The organism is Butyrivibrio sp. NATIVEDY162 (assembly GCF_045999815.1).
Lineage (GTDB): Bacteria > Bacillota > Clostridia > Lachnospirales > Lachnospiraceae > Butyrivibrio.
In genome coordinates this window covers 204,012-216,569 of the sequence record NZ_CP172574.1, presented here as the reverse complement: position 1 = coordinate 216,569, position 12,558 = coordinate 204,012, and the positions used below count along the sequence as shown (strand labels likewise).

At 39.6% G+C, this 12,558-nt stretch carries 8 protein-coding genes; 1 reads left to right on the top strand and 7 read right to left on the bottom strand.

The annotated features are described in order from the left end of the window. Positions 1 to 141: 141 nt before the first annotated feature. A complete protein-coding gene (locus ACHCNF_RS17010; RefSeq protein WP_408072651.1) occupies positions 142 to 2,253 on the top strand; it encodes an ABC transporter ATP-binding protein in 2,112 nt (703 codons plus the stop codon). 37 nt (positions 2,254 to 2,290) lie between these two features. Here the strand turns inward: ACHCNF_RS17010 and ACHCNF_RS17005 are convergent, their stop codons facing one another. The 7 genes from ACHCNF_RS17005 to ACHCNF_RS16975 all read right to left on the bottom strand — a co-directional run bounded on the left by ACHCNF_RS17005 (position 2,291) and on the right by ACHCNF_RS16975 (position 12,351). Beyond that, positions 2,291 to 3,511 (bottom strand): glycoside hydrolase family protein, encoded by a 1,221-nt coding sequence (locus ACHCNF_RS17005; protein ID WP_408072650.1) that lies wholly within the window; start codon positions 3,509 to 3,511, stop codon positions 2,291 to 2,293. Further along, on the bottom strand, positions 3,508 to 4,434 hold the full coding sequence (locus tag ACHCNF_RS17000; protein ID WP_408072649.1) for a hypothetical protein: 927 nt from the start codon (positions 4,432 to 4,434) through the stop codon (positions 3,508 to 3,510). Before ACHCNF_RS17000 ends, ACHCNF_RS17005 begins: the two co-directional genes overlap by 4 nt. A gap of 9 nt (positions 4,435 to 4,443) precedes the next feature. Next, complete coding sequence (locus ACHCNF_RS16995) at positions 4,444 to 5,949, bottom strand: ABC transporter substrate-binding protein (protein ID WP_408072648.1); 1,506 nt, start codon at positions 5,947 to 5,949, stop codon at positions 4,444 to 4,446. Positions 5,950 to 5,996: 47 nt separating this feature from the next. Next, positions 5,997 to 6,881 (bottom strand): carbohydrate ABC transporter permease, encoded by an 885-nt coding sequence (locus ACHCNF_RS16990; RefSeq protein ID WP_408072647.1) that lies wholly within the window; start codon positions 6,879 to 6,881, stop codon positions 5,997 to 5,999. Continuing rightward, positions 6,878 to 7,819: an ABC transporter permease subunit gene (locus ACHCNF_RS16985; protein WP_408072646.1), complete on the bottom strand. Its 942-nt coding sequence runs from the start codon at positions 7,817 to 7,819 to the stop codon at positions 6,878 to 6,880. The genes ACHCNF_RS16990 and ACHCNF_RS16985 overlap by 4 nt, the downstream gene beginning before the upstream one ends. Positions 7,820 to 8,027: 208 nt before the next feature. Further along, entirely contained in the window at positions 8,028 to 11,210 is a 3,183-nt protein-coding gene (locus ACHCNF_RS16980) for an AAA family ATPase (RefSeq protein ID WP_408072645.1), read from the bottom strand. Then, positions 11,197 to 12,351, bottom strand: a complete 1,155-nt coding sequence (locus ACHCNF_RS16975; RefSeq protein ID WP_408072644.1) for an exonuclease SbcCD subunit D — start codon at positions 12,349 to 12,351, stop codon at positions 11,197 to 11,199. The genes ACHCNF_RS16980 and ACHCNF_RS16975 overlap by 14 nt, the downstream gene beginning before the upstream one ends. Positions 12,352 to 12,558: the final 207 nt, after the last annotated feature.

Genomic DNA, 12,558 nt, shown 5'->3' with positions numbered 1-12,558 from the left:
GCACTAATCATATTTTCATATATGCTGTTCATATATTGCTAAAAGTATTTACAAAAAAATAATCTTTTTTTATAGTTAATTATATATCATATTTTAGAATATAATTATCGGAAAACATATTACACTTCATAAAGGTGACCTATGAAAATACATGGTAAATTAACAGTAGAAAATATTGAACACTCTGTCTCTTCCGGTGAGAAATTTGCCAAAAAATGGGGAGCTGCTAAAATAGATTGCCTTAAAGTACGTCTGATGACAGAAGAAATGCTCATTATTTACAAGGAAGCCTTTGGCGAAAACTCAGAGTTTGTATTTATTATGCGCAAAGATCCTGAAACAATCGTCTATAAACTTTCAGTCAAAGGGGCTTCTCTTGATCCTACATCAAAAAAGAATTCTCTAAACGAGGTCCTTTCGCTTTTCGACATAGATGACAAGCATCAAATTTCCTGGCAATATATCCGGAACAGCAATCACATCTCTTTTTCTGTTCCAATTCACACTACACCCCTCAAAAACATTAAATTTGCCTGGAAATATGTGAAACGTCATAGACGCTCCTTTATTATTGCTGTAATCTCCCAGCTTATAAATGTCATGATGAATATTGCCCTTCCAATGGCAAGCGCAAAGGTAATTGTATCATATACCGACAAGGTTCTGGAGCAGATACTTCTTACAGCCCTGTCCCTTTTTGCTGTAAGCGTTATAGCAGATATCAGCATATATTTTTGCAACATATATTATAATCGCGTTTATAACGGTATTCTCACAGATTTGGAAGTTGACCTTGTAGATAGTGCAATGCAAATCAAAAGCGCCTGTATAGAGCATGAAGGCGCCGGACTTTTCATTCAACGTCTCACTAGCGACACCACCAACCTGGCTACCAGCTTTAATGTAATGGCTGATGAGCTTTCTCAAATATTCCACTACTTGGGAATACTTATTGCCGTTTTAATCATAAGCCCTCCCATTTTCGTTTTTGTTTTCATGATGGTCACTACCAAAACCGTAATTGAACTTATTCGCACCAAAAAAATGTATGCCGATGATAATATCTTCAGACAGTCAAATGAACGTGTTTCCGGTTTGATTTCTGAAATGGTTCGCGGTTCTAATGATATAAAAATTCTTAACAGTGAAAATAATTTCCATGATGAAATATCAAAGCGTATTAAAATTGCCAACCAAAACCACATAAATATGTCCCATAGGAGCTGGCGTTATAAATTTGCGCGTTGGATTTTCGGAGACTTCGCTATCATAATTTTTATACTTCTTGTAGCTATGAGCATTTTGAAATTTGGCATGGCACCTGCTACTGCTGTAGTTCTTTTCAATTTCTATACAGAGCTTAACGGCGGTGCTTCTCTCCTCCTCGGAGAATTCCTTGAATTCAAAAAAGGATTTGAGCTCTCAGCCGATAGAATATGTGCACTTATCTATAGTCCGGAATTTCCAAAAGAAGAGTTTGGAGATAAGAAGCTGCATAATGTGAAAGGCGAAGTACATTTTGATCACGTAAGCTTCCATTACGATTCTTTTGACCCAAGATTCACGCCAAGGCAAATATTGAAAGATATGAGCTTTGTTATTCCTGCAGGCAGTACTGTTGCATTTGTTGGAAAAAGCGGTTGCGGAAAAAGTACAATTTTAAGACTGTTAACAAAGCTGAATGTAGTTAATGAGGGCACAATTTACCTTGACGGAGAAGACATCAACACCCTTGATAAGGAATCCCTACGCGGAAATATTGCCTTTGTAAGCCAGAGTCCATATCTGTTTCATTTATCCTTCCGCGATAATTTACTGCTCATAAAGCCTGATATGACCGATGAAGAAATGCACAGGGTATGTGAGATGGCTTGCATCGCTGATGATATTGAAGCTATGCCTCTTAAATATGATTCAATTATTGGTGAAGGCGGTATAACACTTTCAGGCGGACAAAAGCAACGTATTGCAATAGCCCGATGCCTTCTAAAGAATTGTGGAATCATTCTACTCGACGAGGCAACCTCTGCTCTTGATAATACAACACAACTAAAAATCCAGCAGGCAATAAACAATGTAAAACAAAATCGCACTATCATAATGATTGCTCACAGACTATCCACTGTCATTAATTCCGACATAATATTCTTCGTGGAAGACGGCAAAATTCTTAGCCAGGGAACTCATGCAGAACTACTCGAAAAATGTGAAGAATACAGAGTATTATTCCATGCAGAAGCTACTAACGTATGATATCAGAGCGCATTCATTATGCATATGTCTCGTATGCTTATTTTTTATGATATTCAGGATCTTTTACCACACACAGCTCACCTTCATACACAGACTTACTGTTTTCCCTGAAGTAGCCAAATGCTCTGATAATTTCATAATCTCCCTTAATGCGAAGCCACCTTCCCTCTTCGATCTCACAGTTTTTCTCTTCCTGCCTGTCGGATTGTATAAGCAGCAAACGGTTAACCGATCCCGGATAAGTATTGAAAAGTAGCGTATCATTATCATCTTTTAAAGCAATGATCATTCGTCCATACCTGAACAGGCAGAATCCATCATTTTTATATTTCCTTATCTCATTCAGATCTCCCTGTATATCCATAGACGTGCAAGGTTCAGTGCACTCAAGTCCTATAACTGCACCCTTTAAGTTTAAAGATGCATTACCGGCAATCTGTCCCACCCAGTCAGATTCTTTTCCATAGCTTCTTGCATAAGCCATCGGGAAAAGATGATCTGCATAAGGCGCAAAATCACCATAATCCTGCCCATAATGAAAGTAAGCAAATCCCTTATCTTCATCCAATAATCCCTCAGGCATCATCGCTATCGAAAGCTCTTTTTGGGGAAGCCTGTCTCTTAACGCTCCGGACAGAGATTGCACAAAGCTTTTTATTATGCTTCGTCTGCCCTTTGTAAAGTTGATGATCTGTTTATCGTTATCATGATAACGGGATATCATAGCTTCTAAATTATATTTCGGCTCATCAGCATCGTATATTTCAATAAGCTCTCTCTTGAGTTCCGAGACCTTTACCCCATAATCTTCATAGACCTGTTCTTCTTCTTTACTCCATCCATTAGCAACAATCCCGTATCTCAAAAAATCCAGTTGGACTCCGTCCATTTCAAATATATCGTTTGCAGTAAAAATCGAATTTTCCAAATATTCCAAATAATAAGGATCAACATGAGATATCCTGTATTCGCTTTTGTTTCCCCATAATATAGTATCAGCTCTGCCAGGAAATTTCGTGCAATAATACTTATCATGGCTACACATAAAATTGCCATGAGCCCTTATGCCAAGATTTTTCATTTCATCAAAAAGAAACCCGGTTTGCTGAAATAAATCTTCGGTAATTCTTATGTCATCATCCATACCCTTAATGAGAATATAAGCATCTGTGATCCCTGCCATATTCAGCACGCTAAAGTCCACATGCTTTCGAGATCTCAGGCGGAAATCCTCATGATTAAACCATATTCCTATCATTTATTTTTTCCCCCAATGCATCCGGAAAAAATCGAGGTCATCTTAGTTGCCCCTGTATCATTCAAGTGATCTGAATCCACAAAATCAGAAACAGAATCAATCTGTGGCGCTTCAGAAAAATCAAAGCATTCCGGGCGATATTCTTCCGGTATACTATCAATCTGCTTCTGATAATACTCGCGATATCCGGGGTCTAAGTATTCCCTGTAATAGCTGTTTAGCGGAAAAACCACCATTAAAAAACGGATTCCTTTCTCATGACATTTCATTGCTATTCTTTGCAGTATTTCAGAATTTTCGTGATAGGTATCCATGTGCTCGAGGAGCCTGTTATGAAAAACTGTTCTGATTTTTGCCTCTTCAATGCGCTTCTCATCGGGCAGATTAATCCATACTACATCAGACAGATTCTGCCTGTTGCACTCATTACAAAAATAATTATCCTTCCTCTCATCATACATTTTAAATATCCGGGCCTTTTCAAACTCATCATCAAAAGCGTGAGCATTTTTATTCAGGAGTTCTTTTCTTATTTCCTCCAAAACATCCATGTTCGCATTATGCGGATCATGAAAATACCTGTCATATACCTTCACAATTCTGGAAAGCTCATCTCTGTTTTTCATCCTTGATAAATCAATGAATGATGAGATATAGCTTGTTCCCAAAACCACCGTCTTTAGTGATGGAATGTCCACCAATGAACGCTCTATGATTTTCCCGGAATAATAGTAATCCTGTGATAAAAAAGCCAAATTGATAAGTCCGTCTATATCTCTGTCATTAATAGCAAATCTGGGCAAAGAATGGCCTACAAGGAGTGAAGAAGCCTGCTCTTTTTTTCCTCTCTCAAGGGTATATTTAAGCCAGTAATAATCATAGTTGTCAAAAAATTCTCTGTATGCATATCCTTCGTTTTTCATACTAAAAACTCACTCCATGGCTTTAAGGTATTCATCCAGCTGCCTTTGAGCTTCATCACAGACAGTCAAAAGCCCTGCATTTTCCATAAGCACCTTAAGATCTCCCATCGCCGCATCAGGATCAATTGTTCCTGTCACAAGATCATAGTAATAGCTATCCCAGATGGCATCCATTGCAGCTATCTCTGCCTCAGTGCTTTCGGCATTAAAGCTAAATCCCTTCGTATCACTTTGCTTTGCGGAATCATATCCACGATAAACCTTAGTCCACTGATCAGGGTCGGCCAGAAGCTCCTTACTTGCTGAAACTACAGAAGCACTTATGGCAGGTCCTGTGACAAAATTGTCCATCAGATAACCATCAGCACCTTTATCTGTTCTGATCACGGTTCCTTCATAGTAGTTAAAGTGTTCTCCTTCTATTCCATATGCCAAAATATCTCTAAACATATTATCTGTATAAAGCAGCTCCATATATTTCAGACATGCTTTTGCATTCTCCTCCGCAGCGGCTGAATTTATGGCAAACAGCGCACCCTGCTCAGTAGCGCGTGACATATTTGGTCCAAGGAACCTTGAGAGCTTCACATTAAAGCCTACAGTTTCAGGATTTGACCATCCCATGAATCCGGTCCAGGCAGCACCGGTTCTTACAGGAGTTAAAATACTGTAAGGCAACTCTGTTGTAGTAGCTGCATCAGGATTTATATAGCCCTTTTCATACCACCTGTGAAGACATCTGAGCATATTCATATAATCCTCATCCTCCCAGATGGGGATTACCTTTGTCCCCTCAGGTGTTCCCGCTTTACTGTAGGGGATTACCAGATAAGATGAGACAATTGACTCATGTTCACTATCCATGCCGCTAAGTCCGTGCCTTCCCATGTAAAGGGGATATCCATCAGGGTTATCCTCTTTCCACATTTGCAACATCGGCTCAAGATCTTCAAAAGCCATATTCTCAGGAATCGTCAATCCCTTTTCACCCTCGTAATAATCGCTGTTCAGTCTGAAAAAGACCTCCGCTCCCAGATCCTTAAGCATAGGAACTCCATAAATTCTGTCATTAAGTGTTCCTATCTCCCACCAGGGGTCTACTGCCTTATAAAGCTCAGGAGCTACTTCTCGAACCATACCTGTAATGTCGTAAAAATATCCAAGCCGCGCATTATCATCAAAATCGTTGCACCAGTCACAGGTAAATGTCATGTCATAGTAGTCGCCGGCTGTCATATCAAGAGGGAACTTTTCCTCATCTTTAAACTGCATTTCAACAGTTACGCCTATTTTTTCCGCACTGATCTCATTAGCCTTTTGGAGCACTTTATCAAGATCCTTCGGAACGCCTTCGTCATAAACCCACCACACCAGATGTATTGGCTCAGCTGTATCTGCAGTATCTACTGCTTCTGACGTTTCTGCTTTTTCTGCCGTAGTAACCTCCTCTGTTTTCCCACACGCTGCCAGTGTCAAAAAAGCTCCTACAAGAATTAGTGCCAGTCTTTTTTTCATTCTTCAAATCCTCCTGCTAATAATGATATGCCAAAATGATGGTTTGGTTATCCCTTTAAACCGCCTGCGAATATCCCCTTTTCGAGGTATTTTTGCAGAAGCGGATAAGCAATCAATATCGGAATTGTTATTATTACAACTACCGCCATACGGAAAGATTCAGTAGGTGTCTGTCTGATTACCGCACCTGATATCCTGTCATTAAAGGATACCAACTCGATATTCTTTTGTATGGAGTAAAGAACATACTGTAACGGATATAATTCACTGTGCTCCCGGCTTATATACAGCATTGCGTAATACCAGCTATTCCAGTATGCAAAAGCCTCAAAAATACCTATTGTCACCATAATAGGCTTTGAAAGCGGCAATATTATCTGTAAAAAAAGTCTGAAAGTTGTTGCTCCGTCACTCCTTGCTGCATCCAGCAATTCCTCAGGTATATTATGTTTAAAATATGTTCTCATCACCAGAATGTACCAGCTTGAACATGCTCCGGGGAGTATAAGTGCAAGCACGGTATTCTTCAGGTTTAAAAACTGCGTATTCACAACATACGAAGCCACCAGTCCTCCACTGAAAAACATTGGAATTAAGACAATCAGTGAATAAAGCTTCTGCAGCCTGAAGTCACTGCGGCTTATCGCAAATGCCATGGTACTAATGAGCCAGAGTGATAAAATTGTTCCCACAGCCGTTATGAAAGTACTGATAAAAAATGCCTTTCCTATAACATCCATATTTGAAGCCAGATATTTATATGCTTCAAGCGAGAACTCCTCGGGTAAAAAGGTATATCCCCCTTTTACTATAGATTGCTCAGACGAAATGGATATTACAAATACAAAAACAATCGGCAATAAGGTTAATACAGCTATAAAAATTGCGAGTATGCTGATAATTACATTGGTCCTAGATCGTATTATTTTCATATTATTCCTTCTGCCGGATTAATTTTCTTAGCAACATAATTGGCAATAATAATCATAAAACAACCTACTGTGTTTTGAATAAGGCTGGCTGCGGCACTATATCCATAGTTCGCATTTTCCATAAGCGCCTTATAGGTATATACATCAATGGTCTGTGTTGATGATAAAATTGAACCTGAATTTCTTGTAGCCTGATAAAAAAGTCCAAAATCAGTGTTTAAGATATTGCCAAGATTCAGGATAAGAAGCACCAGTATTATGGGTCTTAGCATCGGCAGCGTTATGTACCTTATCATCTGTAATACACCGGCTCCGTCAACTATAGCGCTATCGTATAGTTCTTGATCTATAGCCGTAATATATGCCATATACATTACAAGCGCATATCCATAGGCTTTCCAGGTATGCGTTATTATGAGAATCGCCGGCCATACAGACGGATTCTGGTACCATCTGACAGGGTCACTGCCGATATTAATCAGGAAATTATTAAAAAGACCTCTGTCTGTAGAAAGGAACGCATAAAGAAAATAGCTTACCACTACCCATGATAGGAAATGCGGAAGCATAGCTGCAGTTTGTACTGCCATGGAAAGCTTTTTGGAATAAACATATGACAGCATTATCGCCAATGTTACAGGCAATACGGTGTCCACGAAAAGAAAAGCCAGATTATATGCTATGGTATTACGTACCGTAAAAAACATTTGCGGATTTATAAACAAATATCTGAAGTTATCAAATCCAACCCAGGGGCTTCTCTCTAAGAGCGAAGAAATAAAACCTTTGCCCGGAAGAGGCTTATATCGTTTAAAAGCAATTACGATTCCGAACATAGGTAAATAACAGAATATTAAATACCAAATCAGTGTAGGCAAGGACAGCAAAAATGTCCCCAGATTTCTGTCCTTACACTGCAACCGTTTTCTTTTCTTCAAAGCACTTCCCCCTCATGCAGAAGCTTAAAAGACACTAGCTCTGCGTTAGTGCTGATCTGTTGTTAAGTAAGATTCATACATCTATTTTACTAAATATACTGTAAAATGTATTTTGATTTAACGTTATTTTATATATTTTTTATACTTTCTGTCAGTATAGTTATGCATACCATTATCATTTTCTCCTGCAAAATTCAGGTAAAATGCATTATATACCAAGCTCAACTTCTATATGACTGCCATCCTTCTTTTTTACTACTTTTATCTGCTGAGGAATGTTCTCAATCAGCTCCTCTCTATGGCTTATAACACCTACGAGCTTATTCGCTCCGGAAAGATTGACAAGAATATCCATAGCATTATCAATTGATTTTCTGTCAAGTGTGCCAAATCCCTCATCTACAAAAAGAGCGTCCATCTGGACACCGCCAAGATTTGTAGATACAGTATCTGACAATCCCAGAGCCAGGCTAAGTGACGCCTTAAAGCTCTCTCCGCCGGAAAGATTTCCTACAGGTCTTCTGTGTCCTGTATAATTATCCAGCACCTCAAGATCAAGAAATGTATTGCTCTTTTTCCCTAAAGAGTCTTCCTGACGATACAGCTCATACTGTCCATCACTCATTGGAAGTAACCGTCTGTTAGCAGCTGCAATTATTCCATCAAAACCGGCGGCCTGAATATATTGCTCGAGTGTAATCTTTCCATTACCGGTAGTTCCTCTTACAAGATTGTACAATCTGTTGCAGATATTGTACTCTTTTCCGGAGCTCTCCAGATCAGCACGCTGCGCCGCAATATTCTTTTGCTTCTCATCATTGATTGAAATACGATTGGAGACGGCATTTTCAGCTGCTCTTATCTCATCAACCTTTTCTGTCTGCTCCTTACAAATAGCTTTAAGAGCCTCAATATCCACGATTTTTTTGCCCTTGGCATCAGCTTTGGCCTGAGTTAATTGAGTTTTATTGGTTGCAACAGCCTGTTTATATCCATTGACAGCTTCTTCATTAGCTGCAAGTTCATCCTCTGAAACCACAAATTCCAGCATCTCATCGACATCATCGAATTTCTTTAATGAAAGCTTTTTGTCCAAATCTGTTTTTAATGCCTTTTCGTCTTTCTCCTGTGTGTTAAGACTATCTTCAAGCGTTTTAATCTCTGCCTTAATTGCCGCAAGTAGCTTATCCGCATTGGTTTTTCCGTTTAACAATTTATCAAGTAAATCTGAAATAGTCTTTTTAATCTCCTCTGCCTTTTTCCTTTCAGCAGACGCTTTTTCCCAGTCATCAAAGCTTAAGTCCCTCAGAGTCTTTAGTGTGGCCTTACTTGCGGTAATAGCTTCTTCGGTATCATTCTTTTTGCTTCTAAGCTCTTCCTTATCCGATTCTATTTTCTCTGTCTTTTCGCCCAAGGCTTCATCCAGCTTCTCCTCTGCATCTCTTAGGAATTTACAATCCTTTTCGGCAGCATTTTGAAGCTTTGTATTCTCTTCTATTTTCCCGCATACATTCTCATTTGCTTTTTCAAGGATATTAAGAAGTCCGTCAAGCTCCTCGCTCTCTGACTCCATGCCGATAATATCATTCTGAATACAATCAAGAATGGTCACTCTCATCTGTTCTTCATATTCACTAAGCGCTGTCTTTGCTTTCACCGCCTCAGTGCTTGCGCTCTCCTTAGCCTCCTGAGCCTCTATTTCTGCAGCCTTTAAATTCTCAAAATCCTCTTCGGAAATTGATGTCTCAGGCAATTTCGCAAGCTCCGGGTGATGGACCGAGCCACAAACAGGGCACTTTGCGCCATCAGCCAAGCCTTGAGCAAGTATGCCTGCTCTGCAACTGTCCAAAATTTTCTCTGCTTCTATTCTTTCAGCGTTTGCATGCTCATATTCGGAAAAAGCTTCTTTAAATTTCTTCTGCTTCGCATCAAGAGCCCTCTGTCTCTTACTTCGCTCCTTAACCTGGTCATCAAGAATATCCTTGATATCCGTCCTAAGATTCTCCAAATCTCTGGCATCCGCCAAGATTTTTTGTAACTCAGAGGGCTTATCCTTTAGCTGCTCTTTAGTCTGCTTCAATTCTGCAATCTGCTTTTTTAAATCTGATTCTCTGTCCTTTAATTTTGCCTCTTCTTCCCTGATAGCAGACTTATCCTTCTCAAGATCGGCAAGCTTTGCCAAGAGCTCGTCCCTCTGTTTATACTTGGGCTCCTCCTCGGTAATCTTATTGATGGTAATTTTCAGATTTTCCAGCTCAGGTTTGCGCATCTCTGCTTCAGTAAGTTGTTTTGCTGCTTCTAAGGCAGCTCCCTCTGCTTTTGTCTTTTCTCCATTTTTGTTCTTAATGCTTTCCCTGGTTCGTGCAATTTCCTTATTCTTGTTTACCCATGCTAAATAAGCCGGATTGACATCGTGCGTCGCGGCTTTCCTTCGTATTAACAGCTCCTCCAGCTCATCTGTTTCTTTTTTTCTTTCTTTTAATTCGCTCTGCTCCTTTTCAAGTTCAGCCAGTCTTTCCAGAAATTTATTATTTGTCTCAGCTATGGCAAGCTCATCTTTATTCTTGTTAAGCTCAGTTTCTGCCTCTTTTAGTTTCTTAGTAATTTCTTTTTTCTTTGCCTTATCAAGCTCAATTACAGATCCGATAACATCAAGAATTTCGTCCAGATTCCATGCACTTTTTGACCCATTTGCCCTGTCCTGAAGCACTCTTAGTTCCTCATAAATTTCATCATTTTCATCCGCTGTTACATCGTTGAAATATTGAACTATACTCTGCTCTGCATGCATTTTCTTACCTTTATTTGCATCCATACGCTCCTTTAGCTTATATTCAATATTTTTGTAACCGGAAGTCATAAAAATAGTGCGCAAAATCTCTGTTCTCTGCTCAGTCTTTGCATTGAGCAGATCCCAAAACTCTCCCTGCGCGATCATGGCTATTTGCTTAAACTGCCTGTCATCAATATGCAAAAGCTCTTTTACTGCATTATTAACCTGAGTAACGCCTTCTATTGGTGTTCCTCCGTATTTATACAGTACAGCCTTCTGTTTTTCTGTGATCACACCCTCACCGCGTTGCTTTCTTCGCTCATACTCGGGCTGTCTCCAGACATGATATTCATGACCCTGGTGTGAAAAATAAAAATCCACAAAGCTATCTGCATCGGGTTTGGCATATTCACTTCGAAGATTCTTGGTATCTCTGTAGCTTCCGCTTGTAGTCCCATAGAGTGCAAAGCATATCGCATCGAAAATAGTGGTCTTCCCCGCTCCTGTGTCTCCGGAAATAAGGAACAATCCTTTTTCCTCAAACTTATCAAAACAAAGCTCAGGCATCTTGCCTGCATAAGGTCCAAATGCGCTAATAACGAGCTTAATTGGTTTCATTAATAACACCTGCCTCTCTTGCTGCCATTCTCATTACTTCCATCTCTTCCTCGGTTATCTCACAGCCGTACATAAGACTGTAGAAGTCTCCTATAAGTTCAGAAAATGACTTATTTTGTGCTATTTTTGATATATCAACCTGCTCAATTTCTTTTGTATGTGAATTGTCATAATCGATCTTTACGGTATTTGGGTACACCTGCTGAAAAATACCAATTGCATCATTTATTATGTCCTCATCCGTTAAAGTCGCATAAATAAAGTCCTCTTGCGCCCGGACATTCGCCTTGTTTAGCAGATCCTCCATTTTCCCTACTAAATGACGCATATCTCGCTTCGGTATTAAAGGAACCAAATCTATCGCAACGCCCTTTTTATCAACAGTTATAACAGGTACCGATTTATTATTATTTACTTCGCTTAAAGAGTACTTAAGTGGCGATCCGGAGTATCTGACCTCATCTCTGCCAACTCTTTGAGGAGAATGGATATGTCCAAGGGCAACATAATCAAACATATCAAAAATGTCGTATCCGATTTTCTCTACAAGTCCGACACTCTGTGTTCCTGCGCTCTCAGATCCGCCTAAAGCAGGGTCTTCGCCCTTACCTGCCACAAACTGATGTGCAACCAGTATATTGGTTTTTGTCTCATCAATATCCGAGTTTGCAAGTATTACTCTTACTGCATCCTCATAAGATTCTATATCTGATTCCGGGAAATGATGCTTTACCATAGATGCCTTCACAAATGGAAGGAGGTAAATATTTATCTCTGTATCTCCATCGCTAATAACATGTTTATCCAGATGTCCATCGTAGATGGCAGAGATATAGATCTGATTACTTTCAAAGAGCGTGCTTCCATAATTCAGTCTGTCATCTGAATCATGGTTTCCGCTGATGATAAATGTTTTCACATTCTTAGATGCAAGCTGACTTAGGAACGAATCCAACAATCTTGTCGCAGCCTCACTTGGAACTGCCTTGTCATACACATCTCCCGCTATCAGAACCGCATCCACCGATTCTTTACTTATCAGGCTTATAATCTGATCAAGAATGTATTGCTGATCCTCGATCAAGTCAAAATCTCCCAGAGTTTTCCCTAAATGCAAATCTCCCAAGTGCAAAAACTTCATATGTATCCCCACTTTCAATATTCTATAACCCAACAAACTAACTATGATTATAGCATTTTTATATCATAGAAAAGCCATTTCCTCGATAAAACAAAGAGTCGCTCGCGACTCTTTGCGCGCTGGTGCGCGCAAGCTTTAGCTTGCAAAATTCATCTGCGCACCAGTCGCATCCTTAGCGGAGCGCTTTTTATTCAAGAGGAAATCCGA

Coding starts and splice junctions, on each gene's coding strand:
- ACHCNF_RS16990 (WP_408072647.1), bottom strand. CDS start 6,881: ATGAAAATAATACGATCTAGGACCAATGTAATTATCAGCATACTCGCA.
- ACHCNF_RS17010 (WP_408072651.1), top strand. CDS start 142: ATGAAAATACATGGTAAATTAACAGTAGAAAATATTGAACACTCTGTC.
- ACHCNF_RS17000 (WP_408072649.1), bottom strand. CDS start 4,434: ATGAAAAACGAAGGATATGCATACAGAGAATTTTTTGACAACTATGAT.
- ACHCNF_RS16975 (WP_408072644.1), bottom strand. CDS start 12,351: ATGAAGTTTTTGCACTTGGGAGATTTGCATTTAGGGAAAACTCTGGGA.
- ACHCNF_RS16995 (WP_408072648.1), bottom strand. CDS start 5,949: ATGAAAAAAAGACTGGCACTAATTCTTGTAGGAGCTTTTTTGACACTG.
- ACHCNF_RS17005 (WP_408072650.1), bottom strand. CDS start 3,511: ATGATAGGAATATGGTTTAATCATGAGGATTTCCGCCTGAGATCTCGA.
- ACHCNF_RS16980 (WP_408072645.1), bottom strand. CDS start 11,210: ATGAAACCAATTAAGCTCGTTATTAGCGCATTTGGACCTTATGCAGGC.